The organism is Draconibacterium sediminis (assembly GCF_000949475.1).
In the GTDB taxonomy this organism is placed as follows: domain Bacteria; phylum Bacteroidota; class Bacteroidia; order Bacteroidales; family Prolixibacteraceae; genus Draconibacterium; species Draconibacterium sediminis.
The window spans coordinates 234,869-258,486 of the sequence record NZ_JRHC01000001.1 but is presented as its reverse complement, the minus strand read 5'-3'; the positions used below and the strand labels follow the sequence as shown (position 1 = coordinate 258,486).

General features: G+C 36.2%; 20 protein-coding genes and 1 tRNA gene. 6 read left to right on the top strand and 15 right to left on the bottom strand.

What is annotated here, in order from left to right; translation table 11 throughout:
* Positions 1-38 precede the first annotated feature (38 nt).
* From LH29_RS00980 to LH29_RS00965, 4 genes are read right to left on the bottom strand one after another with little or no spacing between them, the layout of a single operon-like run.
* A complete protein-coding gene (locus tag LH29_RS00980) occupies positions 39-1,559 on the bottom strand; it encodes an STN and carboxypeptidase regulatory-like domain-containing protein (protein WP_045025709.1) in 1,521 nt (506 codons plus the stop codon).
* Positions 1,559-3,127, bottom strand: coding sequence for an aspartyl protease family protein (locus LH29_RS00975; RefSeq protein WP_045025708.1), 1,569 nt, complete (start codon positions 3,125-3,127; stop codon positions 1,559-1,561). The genes LH29_RS00980 and LH29_RS00975 overlap by 1 nt, the downstream gene beginning before the upstream one ends.
* A gap of 12 nt (positions 3,128-3,139) precedes the next feature.
* Positions 3,140-4,183: a FecR family protein gene (locus LH29_RS00970; RefSeq protein ID WP_198152317.1), complete on the bottom strand. Its 1,044-nt coding sequence runs from the start codon at positions 4,181-4,183 to the stop codon at positions 3,140-3,142.
* A 43-nt stretch (positions 4,184-4,226) separates the two neighbouring features.
* Positions 4,227-4,808, bottom strand: a complete 582-nt coding sequence (locus LH29_RS00965) for an RNA polymerase sigma-70 factor (RefSeq protein WP_045025706.1) — start codon at positions 4,806-4,808, stop codon at positions 4,227-4,229.
* A 137-nt stretch (positions 4,809-4,945) separates the two neighbouring features.
* Here LH29_RS00965 and LH29_RS00960 point away from each other — a divergent pair, with 137 nt between their 5' ends.
* The 3 genes from LH29_RS00960 (at position 4,946) to LH29_RS00950 (ending at position 8,091) form a co-directional block, all read left to right on the top strand.
* Positions 4,946-6,385, top strand: a complete 1,440-nt coding sequence (locus LH29_RS00960; RefSeq protein WP_045025705.1) for an MFS transporter — start codon at positions 4,946-4,948, stop codon at positions 6,383-6,385.
* Positions 6,386-6,528: 143 nt separating this feature from the next.
* Positions 6,529-6,612: transfer RNA gene (locus LH29_RS00955), tRNA-Leu, on the top strand.
* 282 nt (positions 6,613-6,894) lie between these two features.
* Positions 6,895-8,091, top strand: coding sequence for a site-specific integrase (locus LH29_RS00950; RefSeq protein ID WP_045025704.1), 1,197 nt, complete (start codon positions 6,895-6,897; stop codon positions 8,089-8,091).
* Between the two features lie 198 nt (positions 8,092-8,289).
* On the opposite strand, the gene LH29_RS00945 is transcribed toward LH29_RS00950, so the two are convergent.
* The 11 genes from LH29_RS00945 to LH29_RS00895 all read right to left on the bottom strand — a co-directional run bounded on the left by LH29_RS00945 (position 8,290) and on the right by LH29_RS00895 (position 19,474).
* Positions 8,290-9,747 (bottom strand): serine hydrolase, encoded by a 1,458-nt coding sequence (locus LH29_RS00945; RefSeq protein ID WP_052670493.1) that lies wholly within the window; start codon positions 9,745-9,747, stop codon positions 8,290-8,292.
* The gene (locus tag LH29_RS00940; protein ID WP_045025703.1) at positions 9,711-10,199 is read right to left on the bottom strand and encodes a hypothetical protein; all 489 of its coding nucleotides are present in this window, start codon (positions 10,197-10,199) and stop codon (positions 9,711-9,713) included. The genes LH29_RS00945 and LH29_RS00940 overlap by 37 nt, the downstream gene beginning before the upstream one ends.
* 142 nt (positions 10,200-10,341) lie before the next feature.
* Positions 10,342-10,575: a 2TM domain-containing protein gene (locus LH29_RS00935; RefSeq protein WP_045025702.1), complete on the bottom strand. Its 234-nt coding sequence runs from the start codon at positions 10,573-10,575 to the stop codon at positions 10,342-10,344.
* A gap of 22 nt (positions 10,576-10,597) precedes the next feature.
* Positions 10,598-11,314 (bottom strand): 4Fe-4S binding protein, encoded by a 717-nt coding sequence (locus LH29_RS00930; protein ID WP_045025701.1) that lies wholly within the window; start codon positions 11,312-11,314, stop codon positions 10,598-10,600.
* Between the two features lie 11 nt (positions 11,315-11,325).
* The gene (locus LH29_RS00925) at positions 11,326-11,532 is read right to left on the bottom strand and encodes a hypothetical protein (protein ID WP_082063534.1); all 207 of its coding nucleotides are present in this window, start codon (positions 11,530-11,532) and stop codon (positions 11,326-11,328) included.
* Between the two features lie 18 nt (positions 11,533-11,550).
* Positions 11,551-12,408 carry an SDR family NAD(P)-dependent oxidoreductase gene (locus tag LH29_RS00920; protein ID WP_052670489.1) on the bottom strand — a complete coding sequence of 286 codons (858 nt, stop codon included), beginning with the start codon at positions 12,406-12,408 and terminating at the stop codon, positions 11,551-11,553.
* 105 nt (positions 12,409-12,513) lie between these two features.
* On the bottom strand, positions 12,514-13,647 hold the full coding sequence (locus tag LH29_RS00915) for an acyltransferase family protein (protein ID WP_045025699.1): 1,134 nt from the start codon (positions 13,645-13,647) through the stop codon (positions 12,514-12,516).
* Positions 13,644-14,516 carry a nitroreductase family protein gene (locus LH29_RS00910; RefSeq protein ID WP_045025698.1) on the bottom strand — a complete coding sequence of 291 codons (873 nt, stop codon included), beginning with the start codon at positions 14,514-14,516 and terminating at the stop codon, positions 13,644-13,646. Before LH29_RS00910 ends, LH29_RS00915 begins: the two co-directional genes overlap by 4 nt.
* Before the next feature lie 116 nt (positions 14,517-14,632).
* Positions 14,633-15,487 carry an SDR family oxidoreductase gene (locus tag LH29_RS00905; protein ID WP_045028388.1) on the bottom strand — a complete coding sequence of 285 codons (855 nt, stop codon included), beginning with the start codon at positions 15,485-15,487 and terminating at the stop codon, positions 14,633-14,635.
* Between the two features lie 140 nt (positions 15,488-15,627).
* A complete protein-coding gene (locus LH29_RS00900) occupies positions 15,628-16,422 on the bottom strand; it encodes a class I SAM-dependent methyltransferase (RefSeq protein ID WP_157493519.1) in 795 nt (264 codons plus the stop codon).
* Positions 16,423-16,822: 400 nt separating this feature from the next.
* Positions 16,823-19,474 (bottom strand): LuxR C-terminal-related transcriptional regulator, encoded by a 2,652-nt coding sequence (locus LH29_RS00895; RefSeq protein ID WP_045025696.1) that lies wholly within the window; start codon positions 19,472-19,474, stop codon positions 16,823-16,825.
* A gap of 420 nt (positions 19,475-19,894) precedes the next feature.
* Between LH29_RS00895 and LH29_RS00890 the strand changes: the two genes are divergently transcribed.
* The 3 genes from LH29_RS00890 to LH29_RS00880 all read left to right on the top strand — a co-directional run bounded on the left by LH29_RS00890 (position 19,895) and on the right by LH29_RS00880 (position 23,105).
* Positions 19,895-20,239 carry a MobC family plasmid mobilization relaxosome protein gene (locus LH29_RS00890; RefSeq protein ID WP_045025695.1) on the top strand — a complete coding sequence of 115 codons (345 nt, stop codon included), beginning with the start codon at positions 19,895-19,897 and terminating at the stop codon, positions 20,237-20,239.
* Positions 20,236-21,135 (top strand): relaxase/mobilization nuclease domain-containing protein, encoded by a 900-nt coding sequence (locus tag LH29_RS00885; RefSeq protein ID WP_045025694.1) that lies wholly within the window; start codon positions 20,236-20,238, stop codon positions 21,133-21,135. Before LH29_RS00890 ends, LH29_RS00885 begins: the two co-directional genes overlap by 4 nt.
* A 689-nt stretch (positions 21,136-21,824) precedes the next feature.
* Positions 21,825-23,105 carry an ATP-binding protein gene (locus LH29_RS00880; RefSeq protein WP_198152316.1) on the top strand — a complete coding sequence of 427 codons (1,281 nt, stop codon included), beginning with the start codon at positions 21,825-21,827 and terminating at the stop codon, positions 23,103-23,105.
* Positions 23,106-23,618 lie beyond the last annotated feature (513 nt).

Below are 23,618 nucleotides of genomic sequence, written 5' to 3'. Positions count from 1 at the left end.
CACAAAATTACGCAAAAACCTTGGAATAGAAGCAGAAATCAGTTAAACAGCGATTGTTTAAAAGCATTTCGCAGGCTTTCGTTGGGTTTAATGATGTTGTAGTTTTCCCAGAATTTTTCGTCGTAGGCCCCTAATAATTCAACAAAAATATCGCTGCGGCTAAAACGTTCGTCTTTGTTGAAACGCTTTAAATCGGTGGGTTGAATATTGGTGATTAACAGGTCGGAAACGCTGTGAAACTCCGAATTTATGCGATCTCTTTTGCTTCGGACTTTAAATTTAACCGATGCTTTTGCCGAAGCCAGATGCCATTTTCCCTGGTATTGACGGTAATTTACCTGGTAATTTACATAGGTTGGCCGCGCTTTTACTTTTCGCGGTTTCTTTTTAATCATAACCTCTTCGGCCTTTTTTAATCCCGCTTTATCTAGGTGGTAATTAGCATGTACAAGGGCAAATGTTTCACGGTGAACATACATTTCGCCTTCAAAGGGCGGGTAAAATTCGCTGGATTGAGCTTGGAACTTTACCACATAAACCGGTTGGTTTTCATACCATACAACATCGCTGATCTGATATTCATAAACACGTTCGTATTCAGGATCAATAAATGTTTCAACGGTTTTTACGGCATCCAGTTCGGTAATGGTAAAGGGGCCGCCCATCAGTTTAAAATTCAGCCACTTAAAAGGTTGAACTTCTCGACTTTTTCGCCCTTTTAACAAACGCACCAAATCTCCGCGAGTGGTGCCAATATAAGGTGCTTTTAGTACTTCCATTACCGCCTCCGAAACACTTATATAATTTTTATCCTGTTTAACAGTTTCGCGGTAAAAAGCCGTCATTAGTTTGCTTGATGGTGTATAATTCTTTTCATAATTGGCCCGCATATTCTTTAACAATTTTTCGGGCGTGATAGCGGTAACCTTTATCTCCTTTATTTTTATCGAAGCCGGTTCAAGAATAAAAAGATCTTCATCGAGCAACTGGTTGGCTGGCAACAACTTTTGCTCGTATCCCATGCACGAAATAACAATGGTATCAGCGATATATGAGGGATGAACCTTTAGCAAAAACTCGCCATCGGTATTACTGATAGTGCCAATTGGTTTATCAAAAATTGATACTGATGCAAAAGGAATGGGCCGCCCTTTTCGGCTTTCAATTAACTTACCCGACAGGAAAAAATATTTAACCGGAACTGAATCCTGTGCTGTCACCATGACTTCGTTGTTCGATTTTCGGGTAATAATTACCTGGTTTTGCAACTCGCTAAAACGATACTGAGTGGTATCGAGCAAAGTATTAAGAATGGTGTACAGCGATTTATCTTGTGCCGATATACTGACTTTTTGTGCAGAATTGAAAATAGTGGCATCGTACGAAAAAAATACATTAGCCTGCCAACTGATCTGTTCCAAAACAAAATCGAGCGGCTGATCGGTTTGATTGATACTTATGCGACGCTCGAAAATAGAGCCATCCTGTTGCTGGCCTTTTGTAGTAAAAGATAGCAACAGGATGGTAACAAATATGATCAGTTGTTTTACTTGTTTCATTAAAACATCTTTTTCAGCTCAAAAGAAGTTTTAAACTCTTCTCCGTTTCGTAATACCGTGAGTTTAATTTTTTTGTCTTCGCGGCTTTGAAGCAGTAGATTAATATCGTTTAACTCCAGCGACTGGTGATTACTGCTGTTAATACGAATAATCTGGTCGTTTTCCTGTAACCCGGCGATGTGTGCGGGCGAATTTTCGCGAATATCGGCAATGGTGAAAATGGGCAGGCCGGGCATCGGATTGGTAACTTCCATTCCACTCATATTGTAATTAAAGTCTTCCTTAATTTTATGATTTGGGCGCAGTGTTAACCGGCTATTCCTGTAGTCGATTGTTACATAAAAACGCCTTAAAATTTCTGCGCCAATGGTTCCGTTTCTGCCGTTTACTGATATTAGGCTATCGATATTTTTTGAGTTAGGAAAGGCTACAATTGGTTTTGTAAGCAACAGTGGTCCTACCCAAATGGCATCAATACGTCCTTTTGTTCCGTACAGGTCGCCATTTAAACCACGACCCAAAAAGGTTTCAATGTGTTTTTGCGGCAAATTAATTCGTTCGTCTGAACTTTCTGATAACCAAAGCGCATCGCTGGCACCGGTGTCAACCAACAGTTTTACCGGAACTTCTTTCATTTCATCGGTAACAATTGTGGTGCGTACGAATGGTTTGTTTCCATCAAAATGCAGAGGCATAATAATGTCTTTGTCTCGGTCGCGATATTTGTAATATTCCGGCTTATACAATGTCAGTTTTTCGTTCATGTAATCAACTTTTACAATGTAATCTTTAAACAGATTAAAGCCGATTAATCCGTGAACCGGAATACCGAGCATGTGCGAAATCTGGAAGTTTTCGTCGATGATCATTTGTACTTCCTGGTTACGCGCTGTTAATCCGTCGATATGCATTACGTTATTGCCCGAACGATAAGCTGTTAACGATTCTCCTTCGCCAAGTCCTTGTACCTTAACCGGCATCATGTAGTTCAAATTCAGCTTGTTAATAAACGGTAACTCGGTAATTATCGGGTAACGAACACCGGTATCGAGAATAAAATTCAGCGTATCCGAGTCGTTAATATTTACCGGAATGATAATTAAGTTACTGGCCGATTTAAATTTTATGGTGATTTGTTTATCACGCGGGTTATCGAACAGGAATCCACGGTTGGTACTGGCAAATTGTTGCGTGGTATTTTCGTATTCCATACTCTCGTCGATAGGAACGTAATCGCGCACTACCAGCAGGTTATCTTCAATTTCAAAAAGCAGGTAGAAATCTTTCATCAGTTTATCGAGCACATATTTTAATGGCTTGTTCGATACGTTTAAACTGATTTTTTTATCCGCAACCATTTCTGCGTTGTACGAGTAATCAATGTCCAGGTATTTACAGATCTTTTCAATGACATCCGAAAGTGGCTCGTCTTCAGCGTAAATACTGATGTTTTGATCGAGTGCCTGGCTCTTTGTATCCTGGGCAAAACTGGTGTTAGGTACCACTAACAATGCCAGCAAGGCCATTAGGACAATAATTTTTATTTTATTCCATTTTATTGGTTTCATGACTTTAAAGCTTTACTGATTGTTTGTACGGCTCATTAAAGTGTAATGTTTGCCTTCAACCGATAAATCCAAATCAAATGTGAGCCGAATTACATTTAACACGAAATCAACCGGTTTCTGATCGAAATGACCTTCGTATAGTAGGTCGTTTAGCTCCGGTTCCATCACGTCGATATCAATGTGGTAAGCTTTTTCAAGACATTCAACCACTTCGTGTAACGGAACAGTGTTGAAAATGAGGTCGTGTGTTTTCCAGGCCAGGAAATTCGGATCGCTGTTCACCGTTTTCATCAATTCGCGGTTTAATACATGCAGCGTTCCTTTTTCGCCGGGAGATAAAAATACCTCGCGGCTTTCCATTTCAGGATTATCGTTTTTACTGATTACCTGAACTTTACCTGTTTCAACAATAACCTCAACAGTTTCTGCGTCCGGGTATGCACTAACGTTAAAAGAGGTACCTAAAACTTTAACCTGTGCATTGCCGGCATTAATTACAAACGGTTTTTCGGGATTACGCTGAACATCGAAAAATGCTTCGCCAATGATGGTAACTTCGCGGGTGTTGCCTTTAAACTTTTTCGGAAACAGCAGTTTCGAATCGTTGTTTAAAGTAACCACCGAACCATCGGGTAAAACATATTCGTTCAGCACCTGATCTTTGGCCGAGATCACCTCGCTGTAATAAGCCTTTTCCGGGTTGCGGAAACCAAGGTAATATGCAACTGAACCCAATAAAAGTGCGATAACAACTATTGCAGCATATTTGTAAAATTGTGCAATAACCTCCTTTCTTCTTTTTTGCAGCTGAATAGATCGAACTTTAGCAGGGCTTAATTGTGTATGTACAGATTTCCAGGCTGTTTCGTTATCGAATTTTTTTGCCTGGTAATAGGAATCTACTTTGTTGAGCATGTTTTTGTACTGCTCAAACTCTGCCTGGTTTTTATCAGATTGATAAATCCAGGTCTCCACCTCGTCATTTTCCTGCGAACTGGTTTCGTTACTCAAATATTTGGTAACCAGTTCCCAATCAAATTTTTCTATGTTCTCCATTTTTCCCATCTCGTTTAAATGACAATACACAATTAATTTACCCCTAAATATTTTTTGTCCTGCTAACAAAAAAGTAGAAGATGAAGGTGTTATATTTTTTTAATTTGTCTCGTAATGATTTGATTGCTAAACTCATTTGTGCCTCAACCGTTTTTATTGAAATATTTAATTTTTCAGCAATTTCGCGGTATTTTAATCCTTCTTCGCGGCTCAAGCGGAATATTTCGCGACGTTTTTCGGGCAGTTCTTCAATGCTTTTGGCAATGTCGGCAGCCAGGTCAACTTCAATATAATCGTTGTTAAAACTGTTTGTTTCCGATTCGGCAATCACTTTTTGAGCATGTAATAATTTTATATTACTATGTTTAATGTAATTCAGGCAAAGGTTTTTTACCGAACGGAAGAGGTAGTTTTTTAGCGACGTTTCAACTTTAAGATCGGCCCGGCGCTCCCAAAACTTCACAAAAAATTCCTGAACAATTTCTTCGGCAGCCACATCATCGGCAATTATTTTAGTGGCAAAGTTGCACAGGTATCCGTAATAAAGTTTAAAAAGCTTTTCAAAAGCCTTTTCATCACCCTGCTGAATATTTTCGAATAGATTGTTTTCTTCGAATGAGTTCATGTACAAATAGTTCTAACGGTGGTTGCTAAGGTATGAAAAAGAAATACTTTGCAAAAGATTGAAATTATGTTTAAGAAATTTATGTCATTTTGTGCTTTCGATTAAGCTGCTATTTTTGCGGGCATAATCGATAAAAAATGACAAGAGAAAAAAACGAAACCTGGAAATTCCCACAAGCATTTTGGGTAGCCAATACAGTTGAATTATTCGAACGTGCAGCGTATTATGGCTTGTTTATAGCAATTACGCTTTACTTATCGCGTATAATTGGTTTTGGCGATATTGAAGCCGGTGCAATTGCCGGTACTTTTTCTGCTCTGCTGTATTTTTTACCCACATTTGCCGGCGCCTATGCTGATAAAATAGGATTCCGGAAATCATTAATCCTGGCGTTTGGTCTGTTAACAATTGGCTATGCCGGATTGGGTGTACTCCCATCGCTGTTTGAAGGTGGTGGTTTGGTAGAGTATGGCGATGTCACCAAATTTAATGGACTCGACAGTTCTTCATATCGGTATGCTGTACTTCCGGTTATGGCGCTCATTATTTTAGGTGGTTCGTTTATTAAATCGGTCATTACAGGTACGGTTGCCAAAGAAACTTCGGAAGTAAACAGGGCAAGAGGTTACAGTATTTTCTATACCATGGTAAATATTGGTGCTTTTACCGGTAAAACAATCGTGAAACCCTTGCGCTTGTCGATGGGTAACGAAGGATTGATTTGGATCAGCTATTTCTCGGCAGTAATGACCTTGCTTGGATTAATTGTCGTTTTTGTAATGTATAAAAGCAAAAAGCACGAAGGGCAAGGAAAAACAATAGGAGAACTTTGGGCCGGATTTATGAGGGTACTAACCAATACACGACTGGTGGTATTAATTCTTATTGTTACGGGCTTTTGGATGGTTCAACATCAGATGTATGCAACCATGCCAAAATATGTGCTTCGTTTGGCGGGAGAAGGAGCATCGCCGTCGTGGTATGCCAACGTTAATCCGCTGGTGGTGTTTATTACAGTAGCATTTATTACACAGCTTTTAAGGAAAAAATCGGCTCTGTTCAGTATGACTATTGGAATGTTTATCATGCCGGTTTCAGCCCTGTTTATGGCGGCTGGTAATTTAATGCCCGATGGAAACATTATTGGCATGCACCCTGTGGCTTTTATGATGGTAATCGGTATTGGTTTTCAGGGTTTGGCCGAATCGTTTATTTCGCCCCGGTTTCTTGAATATTTCTCGTTGCAGGCGCCAAAAGGGGAAGAGGGATTGTATCTTGGTTTTAGTCACCTTCACTCGTTCATATCCTCTTTATTAGGATTTATTATGTCGGGTGTGTTGTTAGAGAAGTACTGTCCGGATCCCATGTTGCTGCTTACTTCAGAACAAAAGGTGATATTTGAGCAAGGAAATATCGAACCATTGAAATTATTAACGGAAGCCCAAAAAATTGAGCACTACAGCAATTCACATTATATCTGGTATGTATTTGTGGGTATTGCCTTAATTTCGGCATTGGCCTTAATTATTTACGGACAGGTGGTTCGACGAATCGATGCTAAAAAAAGGCTGGTTTAATACCTTGTTTCCAAAAGACTATACTACCTCTCTGTTTAATATTCAGGGAGGTATTTTTTTGCTCAAAAATCTTTTTCAAATAGTTTTTGCGAATTCAACGGAAATAATTAGTTTTGCACACCAATTTTCCACAAAGGAAGTTTGCCCGGGTGGCGGAATTGGTAGACGCGCTGGATTCAAAATCCAGTTCTGGCAACGGAGTGCGGGTTCGATTCCCGCCCCGGGTACTTGGTGAAATACCAAAAAACATTAAAAGCGCTTAAAATCAATGATTTAAGCGCTTTTTTATTTAGCATAAATATCAATAAAAGTGCTTTAAAAGCATCTAAAATGCGACAAAATCGAGACCTATGGTTAAATAGACTCGATAGGTCTCGCTAAACGCTGTAACTCGCTGATTCATTTCATTTTAATTGGTTTAATTTGGTTCGTTTTACTGTTTCAAAAGTGGCATTTATAATGTATTTTTAGACAGTGAGCGAGACCTAAATTGTTAAAATTTATGGATTATGAGGATTACAATTGCATTTTTACTTAAAAAATCAAAGAAGCGGGAAGACAGAACTTACCCCGTTTATGTCAGGTTTACGCTCAATGGAAAACGTGCTGAATTATCGACAAAGATATTTGTTGATCAGAATTCCTGGGATATATCAAAAGAAAGAATGACTGGCTCATCAAGTTTAGCGAAGACAACTAATAATCGTCTTGATAAAGTAGCTTCTAATATTCTTGATATTTATAATCAGTTTGAAGCCGGGAACAAAAAGTTTGATGTAATTGATATTAAAAACAAACTTTGCGGCATAGAAGAAGAGCATGGAATAGTTGAAATGTTTGATACTTACATGAACACAATAGAATCCAATATTGGCAAAGGTTTTTCAGCAACTACATTAAAACACTATAAAACCTCAAAAAACCGGCTTCTAAACTTTTTATCTGACGTTTATGGAAAGAAGGAGTGGACTCTTAGTAACATAGGTTATAAGTTTATTAATGATTTTGATGTATACCTAAAAACCAAATACAATAACAGTGTAAATACTGCCTGGTGTTACCATAAACACATGAAGAAAGTTTTGAATATTGCAGTTGCGATGGATTATCTTTCAACGAATCCGTATGTAAAGTTTCAGGTAAAAACAGAACAACCAAAGCGCGAATTTTTAACTCAAAAGGAATTAAAAAAAATAAGGAAAAAGAAGATTGATATTGAACGGCTTGCCATTGTTAGAGATATTTTTCTTTTTGCCTCTTATACAGGACTGTCTTATGCTGATATTTCGAAGTTGGCAAAACAGCATATAAGAATCGGAAACGATGGAAAAAAATGGATTATTATAGATCGAACTAAAAATGGATCAAGATGCAGAGTTCCATTATTGCCTGCTGCTAAAAGCATTCTGAAGCGCTATAAAAACTATCCAATAAATGTTTCAAAAGGACTATTGCTACCAGTGAATTCAAATCAAAAGATGAATGCATATTTAAAAGAAATTGCGGATATATGCGGAATTAAAAAGAATCTATCAATGCATGTAGCCAGGCATACATTTGCTACAACAATAACGCTAACCAATGGTGTACCAATTGAAACCGTTTCGAAAGTGTTAGGACATAGTTCTCTGAAAACTACCCAGATTTATGCTAGGATACTGGACACAAAAATTTCGCAAGACTTTAACAAGATAATGGATATATGAGATTGATTGGATTGAATTTTTGAAAGGAACAACTACGGATTAGAACTTCCCTTACAGACATTCCTTCAAATGATTTTTAGAAAGTCTGAATGTCCGACCGAAACTGAGGCGAAACAAGATTCGACTGTGTCATACGAGCCCAACCTAGCCACGCCTTATACCGTATGTTAACGCGTCATCTTTTTCTTTTTTAAGATTCTATTTTTGTGATCTTTCAATTTCTGCTCCGAGTTGTTTTAATACCTCAATTCCAGAAGCATTTTCAGGATTAAGCTCAATTGACTTCTTGTAATACTCAATTGACTTTTCTTTTTCATCGTTTTTTAACAAAGCTTCTGCATAACTATCATTGGCATTCCAGTCGTTTGGGTAGTTCTCGACATTTATTCTAAATATTTCCAGTGCTTCTTTTGTTTTGTCTTTTTGAAGTAATTTATAACCTAAATTAATCAATTCCGGACTACTAAAATTATATTTATCAGCATGATCATTCTTCAACTGTTCATACGATTTGACCGCTGCATTTATACCTTCCTTCTCAATTATCTTGTTCAATTTTGTTGCAATGGAAGGAATTGGATTTTTTAATTCTGATTTTGGGTTTAATAAGTGAAACCCGATATCATCGGGGAAACCATTCGAATTGGTTAACACCACAACTCCTTTTGCACCATCCTTTGTAAAACCTATAAAAGACATAAAACCACCTGTTCCTCCATCATGCCAAATTATTTCTTCTCCTTCAACCATCGATGTTATCCAGCCTAATCCAACGGTCATTTCCCCTTCCTTAATTCCGGTAGATTTATGCGATAATTCCATGGCAGGATATAGATCAGTCTTTTTAATTCCCATATTTGCTGCTAAATACTTTAGCATATCGACAGCTGTTGAGCGAATTGCTCCTGCTCCGGCTATGGCCGGAAGTGTATAATAACCAACTTCTACACCCATGTTGTACCCCTTTGCAAATCGTCTTTCCATATCAGGTGTTAAGGTAATACGGGTGTCCTCTAAGTCCAACGGATCAACAATTTTCTTTAACATTAATTCCTCATAAGTAGTATTGTTTTTTGCTGCTAAAACATTTCCCAGTAAGCCCATTCCTAAATTGGAGTATAAGAACTTTGTGCCAATATCATAAGGTAATTCGTAATTATTTACAAATTCATATACCTGTTGTTCTGTTAAATCGGTATATGGATTTTCAGGATTGGTTCGAACAAAATTATTTGGTACGCGAGGTAATGCAGAAGTATGATTTGCCAGATGAACTAATCTTATAGATTCTCCGTTTCTTGTTGGAGCAATAACTCCTTCTGGTAATAGATTTTGTAGTTGATCATCAAGACTTAGCCCTCCATTAACTGCTTCGTTAGCCAATAATATTCCAGTAAATGTTTTAGTTATTGAGCCGATTTCAAAAACAGTATGTTCATCTACCGGCTCATTTGTCTCTAATGATTTTACACCATAACTGTAAAAGCTTGTTCCTTGTGGTGTAATCACACCAACGACAATTCCTGTATTTACTTCATTGTTTACCCGGGCAATAATATTCTCTTTTACTTCATCGGAAATATTTTGATCATCTGTTGTACAGCTAAAGGTAATTGTGATTAGAGCAGCGATAAATATTTTGATAAGTCTTTGCATGATATTTCATATAATTTTTGATTACTTATTTTAAGATACGGTGTTATGTGTTCGTTGTTGTATTTGACTTTTTCTTTTATAAAAGTATCCAAAGATTTGTTCTCGTAATGAATGGATTTTATCGATTCCTGAATAGCTCTTTTATTCATCATCTTAAACACAAAAGACCTTTTATATTCCTCCAAATTTTCTAATGATTTCCATTGGTACATTCCTTGCCAATAACCATTTTTATAATTAACCGCATATATTTTTTTGACAAATCCCGGAAATCCGGTTATCAGGAGCATTGGAACTATTGATGTTAGTTTATTTGCCTTATGAGATAAATGCAAAAATTTAAAACTCACTATAAACACTGTAAATTGAGTATTAAAATCAACTTTCTTTTTTGTTGCATGCCTAAATATCTGAAAGTTTGAATTGTCATCCATCTCAATAATTTGATCCATATATACATTTGATAATCGTAGCCGTCCAATTATTAACCAACATATGGAAATTAGTAAGCAGGTTAATGGATGTTTTCTTAATTTGCGCGCCATAATACTTTGTCAGTTGAGTTTTTGTATTGTTTTTCCGTCTCTTTTTAGATCAATTGCTCCTTGTGCTTGTATTTCCAGAATAAAAGACTTTTAAAGCATGAAGAATGATGCCGATTCCCCAGCCCAAAAGAGGCCACTTAAACCAGATATAACCGGGAGTTAGTGTCAAGTTAATAATTGCAAGAATTGCATTTACTACGATGTAATTGATGATGTGAATACGAAATTCAACTTTTGCTTTTGCCTTGTTTAGGCCTATTTGCTGTGATTTTTGATTATTCATGTTGATTATTTTAAAAGATTAATTATTGAAACTTTAGTTTTATGCAACCCTTATTACAAACATCCGCGCAATTGCCACACAGAATACATTCGGAATCTTCCATTTTATTAGTCATGATCATGTTTTCGACATCAAGCCCCATCAAGCAATTTTTTGTACACGTTTTACAATTAATACAGGGACTATCTGTTTTGGCTAATTTCAGAGACGGGGTTTTTAACAGGATTCTAATTTTATTCCCGAGAATCATAAAAGGGGCAATCCAACAAATGTGTCTGCAAAAAGATCTTTTACCAACTATAAACTGAGCTGTGAGTAACACGAATAGTACACACATATAAGCTATAGCTGTGTAGATACTTCCAAGAGAAAAACCATGGTTTGTTCTAAAAATGGGGTTTATTTCCTGATATCCCCCCCGACGCATTGCAACAATAATGATGGAGATAACCCAGGGAACCCAAATAAACCACTTTATGATTCTTCCTTTTATCGCAAACTTCTTTTTTAGGGGCGATAATATTTCTTGTGCACCACCTAAAGGGCAGGCCCATGAACAGAAGGCCCGGCCAAAAAACAATGATCCCACAAATAGCAGAATAAACATAAAGAAGCTTCCACATATAATTCCTTTGGCACTGGCATCGACAATGACATAGGGTGAAAAATAAACAAAGGTGGCCGGGAACAGGAAAAATGATATGGATGATATCCTTTTTCTAAGTACTTGTCGTTTCATGATTTCCAGGTTTATTTGATTTGTTTATCGGGATTAACAGATATCAGTTTTAGGTTTAAGTCCCTAATTTGATTCAATAGTCCATGTAAAGCCGACTGGTCCGGTAATTCTCCTGTCAATATTGTAGAGTCCCCATCGTAGTTGATTTCCATCGCCCCGAACCATTCTGCCCATTCTATATCAATACGGCCTTTTATTACAATTTGAAATCGGTCCATGTCTATCCTTTTTATCATCTATTTATAAATGGCTTTGTAAATCATATTATCTCTCATTGATCGGGGAAAGCGGGCAAATATTTTCATTTTCTTCGCACCAGGACCTGCCAAATATTGAGCTTTTGGTTTTGGATTGCTTAATGATTTTGTAATTACTTTTGCAACTTCCACAGCTTCGATACATGGAAGGTTTTTTACTTCCCTGTCGAAATACTCCATTTGCGTTGAGTAGAGTTTTGCTGTTTCGGGCTGAGCCTGGTCAATCATTTTTTCTCTTTCATCCATTATCTTTCCCAATACATTTGTATTTATCTTGCCGGGTACAACAACCGAAACCTTTACTCCAAAAGGGCTTAGTTCAACCCGGAGTGAATCGGAAATAGCCTGAACAGCAAATTTGGAAGCGGCATATACACTTTTATCGGGAATGGCAAGCAGCCCATGGCCGGAACTTATATTTATAATTCGCCCCTTTGTATTTCTAATAAGGGGTAAGAAAGTTTTTGTTACCAGGATTAAACCACTGATATTAACATCCAATAACATTTTTATATTTGAGTAGGGAATCAATTCCAGTGGCCCGTTAAGGGAGACTCCTGCGTTATTTACCAAACTAAAGGCATATCCTTCGGTTTCTGTTTTTATTTGCTGATAAGCTTTGTTCACCGCTTCTTCATCACACACATCCATTATTACCGGAGTCAGGTTTGATGATGCAGCTTTAATGAGTTTTTGTTTATCAGCTTCTTTGCGCACACTCGCATATACTTGATATCCTGCTTTGTCAAGATAAAGGGCAGTTGCATATCCAATTCCTGTTGAAGCACCAGTTATAAGAACTGCTTGTTTTTTGTTTGTATTTTTTTCTGTTTTCATCTTATTTCTGTTTTATGAATTATTTCTAAATCAAAATTACTATCCACCCACCAACAAAAAATCATCCCTGAGGATGATTTGGAAGGATGATTTTTGTATAATCCACTATTTCTTTTCCAGTGCTTTCATACCAAAAACGAATCGCAAGGCATTCACTCTTTTTATGATCTGATACAATAGAATTGTGGAAACCAAAGAGGTGGTGAGAATAATCAGGAATTTAGTCATTATGCTAAAATTGGTAGAAACTACATAAAATCCTATCACTATAATCACGGTTTGATGCAGTATGTAGAAGGGAAGTATTCCTGTGTTGAGTCGGCTTAAATACCTGCTGTTAAAATTTAACTTACGTTGGCTTAGACCAAAGAAGAACAATACCCACGAATATGAAGAGGTAATTCGAATGGTAGCATTAATGATGGAAATAAGTATCGTTTCTGCCTGATTTATCTCCGGGTAATGACTGAAAATATACCATGATGAGGCCACACCCAATATAAGAAACAGGTAAGTGTATTTCTTTACCAGGCTTCTGTAATTATCAAATACCATAAAAAAGTATCCAACCAGGAAGAACATGCTGTATTGGAAGAAATCAGCCCAATTAAGATAATCCCCATGTGTCGGCCTTAACCAAACTTCTGTGAGAATTACCGGAAGAATAAAGACAAACAGGCCCATCAAATTTCGGGAGAAGAACTTTAATGATTTTCTAAGAAGATTGGGTTTAGCAATGGCTTTTACCAGTGGGAGATAAACCAGTGTCATCACAAAAAGAAATGCCAGGTACCAGATATGCAAACCTAAATGTCCTGTCCATTCCAGGCTTACACCCGGATGGTGTTCCATTAGTCCCATAGGATATCCCATAATGAACTCTGTAAAACGGCCAGTAAACCAATTATTGTAAAGAAATTCGTAATATTTCTGAGGCGGAACCAGTAAAACGATTCCAAACAGGTACGGAATAATGAGCCTGACAAATCGATCTTTTAGAAATTCCCCTTTGCGGGATCTTAGTGCAAAGTAGGTTCCAACTCCGGAAATGAAGAAGATAAGCTGCATGCGCCATCCATGAGTGAATCCCACTAAAATATTTGCCAGTATGCTATGTTCTACATTTTTTACATGCCATCCATAATCATCAAAAAATCGTGCTGAATGGAAAACAAACAGCAGACCAAAGGCCAATACTCTTAGCCAGTCCAGGTAATATAATCGTTCCTTTTGCTTCATAACACTCTGTTAATTTTATGTTTGTGACGTTTAATCGTTCTTTTATAATGGTACTTTGGATAACCTACGATAACTGACATAATCGCTTCGTTGTTATCAGGGATTTGAAAAATCCGCTTTAACTTCTTATTTCTATTAATGGCAGGAATAACGCACTCTATCATGGTTGCTCCAAGCCCTATTGCATGAGCAGCTAGCATCATATAGGTTGCATATATTATTCCGTTATTGGTGTGTGCTTCGGCATCTTTAGCTGCATGTATGGTTATTATTGCTGGTGCGCCTCTTGTTATACCGTCTCCGTTATCGAGATTATATATTCCACTCTTAGCGATTGGATATATGTGATTTTTTATGGTTTGAAAATCTTCCTTCCCTGCAAATAATTTGAGAAATATTGAAGCAATCGGACTTTCAATCATTTTTTCAATTCCATGAAAGAAGTCCGAAATTAAAGGTAGTGCCGATACAATCTTCTCGCGATTATTGATCACACTAATCTCCATTTTTTCGGGTGCTGCACCAAATGGAGCATAAGAAAGAGAGTTCACTATTTCATCTATTACTTCTTCACTCACCGGCCGGTTTTTAAACGTTCTTACCGATCGACGGCTCGAAAGGATTTCCATGAAATTTTCGTAATCTGCCTTTTTTCCGGTTATTTCATGAAAATCATTTTCATAGGATAAACCTTTGACTTTTATTGCCTTTGAAGGACAAACAGCCATACATTGTCCGCATTGCAGACACAAATGTTCTTTTTCTTCTTTAAACTGGATATGCCCATTTTGAAGAATAATTTTATTTGGACAAACCTCAGTACATATTCCACATTTTTTGCAAAGTGATTGATTTATTTTGTTTCTCATGATTTTAATAATTTTTTCAATTCATGGAAGTGAGAGTCCATAGATAGAGACCGTAAAATGTCCATTTGAACATCTGAAAAAGCCCTATTAGAATTAACCTTAACAAACTCATTTGTTTAACATTTTTTTTGTTGATCGAAGTAAGCTCTGAGTGTATGTGTCCCATATTTCGGAGCTACCATATCCATTGACAGAACGGTAAAGAAAAATTCCATTGGGCCATATTTTTGGGACGATGAAAAACTTCGTGCAAACCAAAGAATCATTTTACGCATCCATTCCGGCATATAACTTACTTTGACTTTTTTATTAAGGGTGCTGAAAGCTAATTCGACCATTTCATTATGCGTTAAAACTTCAGGACCACCCAATTCAATTGTCTTTTCTATACCATCGATGGCATAAACACATATTTCTGCAAGGTCTGCACCGTGAATGGGATTCATCGTGTAATTTCCACCACCAAACAATTCTGCTTTTCCTTTTTTTGCCATTTTCAGAAATTCGGCCATATCTGAGAAAAAGCCATTTGGACGGATAACGCAATAATCCAATCCACTTTTTTTAAGTTCCTGAACAAAAAGTTCTTTTGCATGGCACATCTTAAGATGGGTAAGCTTATCTGCATTTAAAGCTGAAACATAGATGAATTTCTTAACACCTGCTTTCTTTGCTTCATTAAGAAGGTTAAGATTACCCTGGTAATCCACATCCATGTATGATAATCCATCTTTTTGTTTGGTAATGCCAATGGTACTAATGACAACCTCAAAATTGTTCATTAGTCCATTTAATGTTTTCGGCTTTGTAACTTCGGCAACAATTTTGTTCAGGTTTGCTACATTCACAGGGACTTTAGATTTATCCCGAACTAAAATTGTTACGTCATATTGTTGTTTCTGTATTTCAACTGCAATATGCTTTCCCAAATATCCTGTTGCTCCTGCTAATAATACTTTTTTGTTTTTCATCACGTATCGTTTTATTATTACTTTCTTTGCCGTTGCTTTTAAAATAACTGATACAAAGTACGGGAGGAGTGGGCAAAAAAAAATCATCCCCAGGGATGATTTGGAAGGATGATTTAATTAGATATTGGTTTCTTCTTTTCTCAATCTACTTCAAGATCAGACAGGAGCTCCTCAAGGTAAGGTTTCATCCGAAACTCTTTGCGAAGAAAATCATATTCTCTGACTGCATTTTGCTGTTTTCTGACTTCAGCCCTTCTGGCTCTGACCATAGCATTCTTTTCTGTGAATCTGGATGAGACGAAATCGAATATTTCGACCTTGTATTGATTACGTTCTAGCAGTAGAGCTCTCATTGTATCTGATATCATCATTAACATTTTGTCTCTGAAGGACTTGTATCTGGTGATTGCCTTCAATGATGATGCTTTCATATTGATAGTATGTTGACAACAAGCAACTGATAATATAACTCGTGCATTAGTTTTAATTCCTAAGTACATTGTTTTGTCTGTAGCAGTATCACAGGCATGTAATGAATATACCATGTCAACCTTCTTGTCTGCAACAAAATCTGCTATATCCATTGGATAGAAGTACATGTTTTCGAACCTCATTTCATTGGCTAGTTTTTCATTAGCTTCCATAAGCTTTTCATTGAAATCAATACAATGAATTTCAATATCTCTGTTTTCTATCTTGTGATAAAAGTAATAGACCAGGAAGCTTAGGTAGCAATTACCTGCTCCACTATCAATTATAACCAGTTTACGTTTTCTTGAGGTCTTGCGAAATTCTGCATGAATGACTTCCAGATAAGCAATAATCTGTTCTATTTTTACTTGTTTGTCGAGTGACGATTTTGAATTTCGGTCCTGTAATTTTAGTAGAAAGAACAAATGATTAAGTTCTTCCCTTATTTGTTTGTTAATAAGCATTTTCGTGATTTTTTTCACGAAGTAATTTGCGATATGATTTGTTGAAATGTATCTATCCCGAATAGGAGTACATGTAAAAATCTAATTACAACATTACTTCAATTAATAAATAAATTGAATTGTACAGGCAACGACAGTCTGTCATTGCCATTTAGAATGTTCTGTAAATTAGATTTTCTCGTTCCCAAGCCACTAAAAGTGTATGGGATGGGTTACCGGCACTTTGTTTTTATTGTGTAGCAAATGTACATAAATTGTTAGTAAAATAAAATCAACTTTCATTCCACATTTTTATTCTTCAACAATCTTAATTTTTACATGTCAAAATTCCGAATTTATAATTGTGTAAAAATCATCCCTAAGGATGATTTAGGGGGATGATTTAACAGGCAATAGTGTTTTAGTGCAACAGCCCTTTTTCTTTCGCTATTGAAACAGCTTCGTTCCTGTTTTTTGCTTCAAGTTTGAGCAGAATATTTCTTACATGTGTTTTTACTGTTGTAATTGAAATATAGAGAGCATCTGCAATTTCCTGGTTTGTAAGGTTTTCAGCAATAAGTTTTAATGTGTCCAGTTCCCGGCTGCTCAATGAATCTTCTAAAATTATGGGAGACACCGTTTTTTCTTTTTCAAACACACGCAATAGTTTGTTTATGTACTCAACATCAACTTTGTTAAACTGAGTGTTGGCTTTGGTGCTTATTAATTGTTTGATTTTTTTTAGGTTGATTTCTATTTCAGCACCTTCAAGAATATAAATTCGGATTAAGCCGGCACTTTGTGTTTTTAGGATTGCCTGTAACAGATAATCGATAGCTTCATCCTCTATATGAATCAGGGAATGAGCCTTCGCCTGAAGAATCTCAACCTCGGCAAGTAATCCGTAGCCCTTCTCAGCCTTTAGCTCTTCTGCAACTTCCTGTAACATATCTAAAGCATCCTTGATTTTTCCTTGTTCAATTTGATACCGTGCCCTGCTAATACTAAATAGAATGTATTCGAAGGCATGGTTTTTATCTGCTTTAATATCCTTTTCAAAAAGTGGTTTAAGCTTATCTTGTTTATTGGTTAAAAGGTACAATTTGCACTTTAACGAATCCGCCAGTTCACTTAGGTATTTCGCAACCTGTTTGTAAGGTATGGCATCCAGTTCTTCGACAACGTTAATCGCCTTGTTATATTCTCCTGCCAAATAATATGCTTCTGCGAGCAGATAGGTACAACTTGTAATAAAAAGTTGGTTCGTTGATTTTTTTGATAAGTCGTAGCCACGAATGCTTTTTTGAAGCCCTTCTTCAATTTGATTAGTATGTATCAGAAAATTTCCAACTTTACAGTACAAAATTGAAGATAAGAGATCAATACTAAAACTATTATTTGCGCCAGACGCGTTCAATTTGTCAAGCAGATCCTGACTTTCTATATAGCCCCCTAAAAAATCTCCCAGTGTCCATAATACGAAAGAAGATCTGATCCGGTTTACCATTTCAAAATAGATAAGTTGAGGCACTGCAGCTCTCTTTGCTGCCTGATCAAAAGAATGATAACTTGTGGTTAACTCAAATCTAAGACGATGAATTTCTCCCAGAGACAGAAAAGCAAGTATATTCCAATAGTCAACATCTTCCTTAATATGCTGGAGTTCTAATTCAGAATATGTAAATACAGATTCAATATCGCCGGTTAATACCTTAAGATTATTTATACAAACATGGACCATTGCTAATTCGGCCTTGTTGGTGGTGTGGTTTTGCAGCAGATATATTAAACTTGCGGCCTGCTCGATGTACCCCGACTGAAATAAAATCCAAAAGTAGTTTAGACAAAGATTTACGTTTTTAATTAACTCCTCGTGCGTAAACATTCCACCAAATTGGAGTATAGTTTGATATTGTGAAGTTTTCCACAGGTGATCAATAACATTGGCAAAATGATTTAATGCCTTGATTTTATTTCCAGCGGCAATTGCATGCTCCAAGGCAAAAACGAGTTGATCATTATTTTCAAACCATTGACTGGCATTGGCATGAAGTTCAGGTATCCTATCCTTCAATTGTACTTTTAGCCGATGCTGAAGCAAACTGGCAAACAGATGATGGTAGCGGAACCAGTTCCTTTCATTGTCTAAAGGAATAATGAACATGTTATTTCTTTCAAAAAGTTCAATTATTTCCTGTCCATTATTGATATTAAGCACATGATTGCAAAGAGATGCATTAAACTGGCTTAATACAGAGGTACATAAAAGAAACTCCCTTAACTCCTGGGATTGTTGTTGAAGAACTTCCTCAATCAGATAATCCACTATATACCGATTATCACCTTTGAGTTTTTGAACAAATTCGCTAATATCTTCTTTACCCTGTAAGGATAAAGCCGTTAGTTGAAGTCCTGCAATCCATCCTTCTGTTTTTGATTCCAGATTTTTGGCATCTTCAATAGTCAAACTAATATTTAAACTTTTTTTAAAGAAATCATAGATGTTGTTTGCATTAAAACATAAATCGGATAAGCGGATATCTGTAACCAACTGCTGACTTCTTAAGCGAGCTAAAGGAATTGAAGGGTCTGAACGGGTAATGAGTACGATATGGATATTGTCGGGCAGCTTATGAAGCAAGAAAGAAATAAGCTGGTTGATTTGCTGGTTTTCAATTAAATGATAGTCGTCGAATATGATGTAGAAATGCTCCTGTATCTCGTACAGATCGTTGATAAGATGCGAGGCAATGGTTTCAAAAGTAGGATTGCCATTGGATTCCATCAGTTTTAACGCTTCTGTTCCAATGTTGTTATAAACCGACTGAATACCTGTAATTGTATATTGTAAGAAATTAGTTATGTCATTGTCTGATTTGTCAAGCGAATACCATACATATGGCAATTTCCCATTGTCAATCCATTGACTTAGTGCTGTGCTTTTTCCGTATCCTGCAGGTGCTGAAATTAAGGTCAGTTTTTTTTCTTTGCCATTTTCCAGTATATCAATTAGTTCCTTTCTAAGGATTAATTTAGAAGTCGGATTTGGTTTATTTAGTTTTGTTTTAAGCATTAATGCAAATTAGTAAAAATCTGCACAATTCGTATTCACGAATTTGAATCAGCATTTTTTGTTTGCCTCGAACGAGGTCAGGGGGAAGCGAAGGGATTATAGGTAAGGCTAACAAGCTTTGTCCATAAAATAGAAATTAGTGTCGAGAAAATTATCACCGCCAAATGAATCATTAAGAATTTGCCAAACTTTATTTGTAGTAGTTTATTCATTTCAATATTATTGGTAACTAGTATGTAAAGAGATTAAATACATTTTATTTGGTTGATATTGAGCTTATTTGCTGTTTTCTTTTTCTGTTCTGTTACCTAACTTTATTTCCATAAAAAGACCCTTTCGAGGTAGGATAGCAAGTTTATGTTTTGGTAAGACCAAAACTCCTATTTAGCATCCCGTTGGTCTAAAAAATGGTAATAAAAAATGGTGCAATTTAACAAAGGTGGACGTCCTCGAAAATTGGATGGTGAGAAGATGAAATATAAGGTAACGGTAAAAATGTCGACCGTAGAATATTACTCCCTAATTGGCAAATCAACAGAAGCCGGAATTACACAAAGTGAGTTTATCAGGCAGTCAATAATGAATACAACAGTTGTTCAACGCTTAACACCCGAACTTAATGCTGAGATAAGAAAACTTTCAGGAATGGCCAATAACCTCAATCAGATTGCACGAAAAGCCAATGCCCTGGGTTACGATCATATTCGTAGCGAATACCTGTTTCTTGCACGTAAAATTGACCGAATCATAAACAAGATGTTATGATTGCCAAGATTACAACAGGTGGAGACTTCGCCGGGGCAGTAAATTATATCCTTGCTCCAAAGAAAGCAGCTGAATTGTTAATGGGAGAGGGCGTACGTTTGAAAAACACGAATTCGATTACAAAAAGTTTTGTTGCTCAAACAGAACTCAATTCGCGGGTCAGCAAACCGGTAGGTCATATTTCCCTGGATTTCTCTGTTCAGGATAAAGCAAAGTTGAATAATGAGTTTCTTCTAAAGATTGCAGATGATTATCTAAACAGAATGGGAATTGTAAATACCCAGTTTATCATCGCCCGGCATTACGATAAGGAGCATCCTCATATTCATATTGTGTTTAACAGAGTCAACAATCTTGGGAAAACGATATCCAATAAAAACGATCGTTACCGTAGTGAAAAGATCTGTAAAGAACTTACACGAGAGAATGACTTGTATTTTGCCAAAGGAAAGGAAAATGTAAACGTTCACCGGCTAAAAGAACCGGACAAAACAAAATATGAGATTTATAGCTGCCTGAAAGAGCTTGTGCCCAAATGTAAAGATATGGACGAACTGGAAGCTAAACTAAACAAAGAGGGGATAACAGTAAACTACAAATGCAGGGGAAATACAAATGTTGTTCAGGGGATTTCGTTTACTAAAAATGATTTAAAATTTAACGGTTCCAAAATTGACAGGCAATTCAGCTATTCAAAGATTAAGTACAAGCTGGATGAGAATAAGAGGCAGGAATATTTTGCTGTTATTGATAATCCATCACTGGATCAGGCTTTTTATCAGTTGATAAAAGAAGGTCTGCTTGAGGCAGAGAAAGATGAAAGAAGACAAAGTAGAAAGGAAACCTATCAACGCATAAAGCCCATAAAGAAAAAGAACAGAGGGTACCGGATGTAGGTCATAAGGTTTTCCCAAATCTTCAACAAATTGATTTCAATTCAGTCAACCGTCAAAAGCTTACGGCATAAACGCAGCCAGCAAATTGACAAGAGTTTTGAAATTGTTTGTATTCTTTGCTGCCAAGACACCTTTCTCATACTTCGAAAGGAGACTTGACATCAAAGTATTGGAAAAACACTTGCCAATTTACTGTCCTCCGGCGCAATCTTTCAGTCCATTTATTCCGCCTTCTTTTGCCTAATGCCTGAATTGGAAAGAGCCGGTGTTTACGATTTGGGATTAAGGATAGCCTTTGGAAATGAATGAAGATGGGAGTATTTTTCTTTTAATTGGCACCAAAAGTCGTTCGAAAAAATGTGTCAACTCACGAAAAGTCGTTCGAAAAAGTGTGTTTCGGAAGAGTAAAACGGTAATATATGGAGTTGACTTACAATCTCGAAATTGTTTGTATAGCTCACAATTTAGATTATGTTGGGCTATAAATGTGTATTTTATAGCTCATGCTTCATTAAAAGTGTCGATTGTGATCGACAAAAACATTGCTAATGTGTCGAATTGAATAGACAGATTAGGTCACATAGATATAATTTCACAACAATAATTCAAATATATTTGAAAATATCTAAACAATTTGAAAATATTCAAATATATTTGAAAAAATATATCAAATAAAAATAAATTCAAATATGGCTGAAAAAATTGCAAATGTATTTGAGAAAACAAAAAGATATAATGCCTGGGAAGGACAAACAATACAGATCGGTTATGAGCGTAAGCAATATCTTGAAAAAATAACTGGATTTTTGGATACTCGTTTAGTAAAAGTACTGGTAGGTCAACGTCGATCCGGAAAGAGTTATCTATTACGACAAATAATGAATTATCTTATTACGAATAAGAATGTTGATCCAAAGAATTTGTTCTTTTTGAATAAGGAATTTATTGCATTTGATGAAATACAAGAAGCTACTGACTTAGATGAATTGTTTTCCTTTTATCGAGCACAACTTCAGGTAGAAGGAAAAATCTATATATTTCTTGATGAAGTGCAAAACATTGAAGGTTGGGAAACCTTTGTTAATTCATATTCTCAGGATTTTACACAGGATTACGAGCTATTTGTTTCCGGCTCAAACTCTACTTTATTATCAGGAGAATTAGCAACATTACTATCAGGTAGATATGTTGAATTTGAGATTTTACCTTTTGATTACTCCGAATTTTTGGATGTAAAGGAATTAACTCTGGGAAAGGAAAGTTTTCTTGAATATCTTAAAACCGGAGGTTTACCTGAATTGTTTCATCTTAATTCAGAAGAACTTAAACGTAATTACATAGCCAGTTTAAAAAATACTGTCATTTTACGCGATATACTGGACAGACATAAAATTAAGGATCTACCATTACTGGAAGAACTATTTAAGTTCCTTGCGGTAAATATCGGAAACCTGACAGCGATAAGTAATATTATCAATTATTTTAAAAGCAAACAGAAAAAAACAAATTACGAAACTGTTTCAAGTTATGTGCAGTATTTAACTGATGCCTTTATTTTTCATCAGGCAGATCGTTTTAATTTACGAGGGAAACAAGTACTCGGAGGTGCCTGTAAATATTATCTGAATGATTTAGCTTTTAAAAATTTCTTGTTTGGATTTTTACCGACAGATGTCGGATATAACCTTGAAAATTACGTTTATCTGCAACTAAAACGTTTGGGATATGAAGTGCAGGTTGGAGTATTAAATAATCTTGAGATTGATTTTATTGCCCAAAAGGCTGATAGGATAATTTATATTCAGGTAGCCTATTTATTAAACAACGAAAATGTTATAAACAGGGAATTTGGCAACCTTTTACAGATAAAAGATAACTATGAAAAGTATGTTGTTTCTCTTGATGATATGAAATATTCGAACTATGAAGGTATTCTTCATCTACATCCGTGGGAATTAATCAACATTTGAAGAAGTGGTTACAATTTCGTATTTTTAAACGATAAAATATTGAAAATGAACCAGTGAGAGACAAAAACGAGACCTCACGATTTGCATTAAAATAACACATTGATTATAAGCGTATTACGGGCGTGGTTCGATTCCCGCCCCGGGTACTTGGTGAAATACCAAAAAACATTAAAAGCGCTTAGATCATTGATTTAAGCGCTTTTTGTTTGGCATAAAACGTGGCACTTATAATTGTACTTTATTTCAATTTCCTTTCTGAATTTTCAAGTTTGGTTTTTTTAAAAGGTACCCTCTGTGTTCTAAATGTACATTAAAAGAGTCCCTATTTTTAAAATTCCACCCCGTTCCAAATGGCACATTCGCCCGATTATCGCGTTCCAAATGGCCCGCATGTTCCAAATGGCCCGTTTTTATTCAGTAGGCAATTCTCCCCCAAAATCAAAAAACATAAACCGTAATGATCAGAATACCAGATATTAAGTGTTTTCATTTTCGATAAAAAATCAGCTTCTC

Bases quoted from the DNA above. Each gene is read 5' to 3' on its own strand.
- LH29_RS00980 (WP_045025709.1), bottom strand. From the start codon at position 1,559: ATGAAACAAGTAAAACAACTGATCATATTTGTTACCATCCTGTTGCTA.
- LH29_RS00975 (WP_045025708.1), bottom strand. From the start codon at position 3,127: ATGAAACCAATAAAATGGAATAAAATAAAAATTATTGTCCTAATGGCC.
- LH29_RS00970 (WP_198152317.1), bottom strand. From the start codon at position 4,183: ATGGAGAACATAGAAAAATTTGATTGGGAACTGGTTACCAAATATTTG.
- LH29_RS00965 (WP_045025706.1), bottom strand. From the start codon at position 4,808: ATGAACTCATTCGAAGAAAACAATCTATTCGAAAATATTCAGCAGGGT.
- LH29_RS00960 (WP_045025705.1), top strand. From the start codon at position 4,946: ATGACAAGAGAAAAAAACGAAACCTGGAAATTCCCACAAGCATTTTGG.
- LH29_RS00950 (WP_045025704.1), top strand. From the start codon at position 6,895: ATGAGGATTACAATTGCATTTTTACTTAAAAAATCAAAGAAGCGGGAA.
- LH29_RS00945 (WP_052670493.1), bottom strand. From the start codon at position 9,747: ATGCAAAGACTTATCAAAATATTTATCGCTGCTCTAATCACAATTACC.
- LH29_RS00940 (WP_045025703.1), bottom strand. From the start codon at position 10,199: ATGGATCAAATTATTGAGATGGATGACAATTCAAACTTTCAGATATTT.
- LH29_RS00935 (WP_045025702.1), bottom strand. From the start codon at position 10,575: ATGAATAATCAAAAATCACAGCAAATAGGCCTAAACAAGGCAAAAGCA.
- LH29_RS00930 (WP_045025701.1), bottom strand. From the start codon at position 11,314: ATGAAACGACAAGTACTTAGAAAAAGGATATCATCCATATCATTTTTC.
- LH29_RS00925 (WP_082063534.1), bottom strand. From the start codon at position 11,532: ATGGACCGATTTCAAATTGTAATAAAAGGCCGTATTGATATAGAATGG.
- LH29_RS00920 (WP_052670489.1), bottom strand. From the start codon at position 12,408: ATGAAAACAGAAAAAAATACAAACAAAAAACAAGCAGTTCTTATAACT.
- LH29_RS00915 (WP_045025699.1), bottom strand. From the start codon at position 13,647: ATGAAGCAAAAGGAACGATTATATTACCTGGACTGGCTAAGAGTATTG.
- LH29_RS00910 (WP_045025698.1), bottom strand. From the start codon at position 14,516: ATGAGAAACAAAATAAATCAATCACTTTGCAAAAAATGTGGAATATGT.
- LH29_RS00905 (WP_045028388.1), bottom strand. From the start codon at position 15,487: ATGAAAAACAAAAAAGTATTATTAGCAGGAGCAACAGGATATTTGGGA.
- LH29_RS00900 (WP_157493519.1), bottom strand. From the start codon at position 16,422: ATGCTTATTAACAAACAAATAAGGGAAGAACTTAATCATTTGTTCTTT.
- LH29_RS00895 (WP_045025696.1), bottom strand. From the start codon at position 19,474: ATGCTTAAAACAAAACTAAATAAACCAAATCCGACTTCTAAATTAATC.
- LH29_RS00890 (WP_045025695.1), top strand. From the start codon at position 19,895: ATGGTGCAATTTAACAAAGGTGGACGTCCTCGAAAATTGGATGGTGAG.
- LH29_RS00885 (WP_045025694.1), top strand. From the start codon at position 20,236: ATGATTGCCAAGATTACAACAGGTGGAGACTTCGCCGGGGCAGTAAAT.
- LH29_RS00880 (WP_198152316.1), top strand. From the start codon at position 21,825: ATGGCTGAAAAAATTGCAAATGTATTTGAGAAAACAAAAAGATATAAT.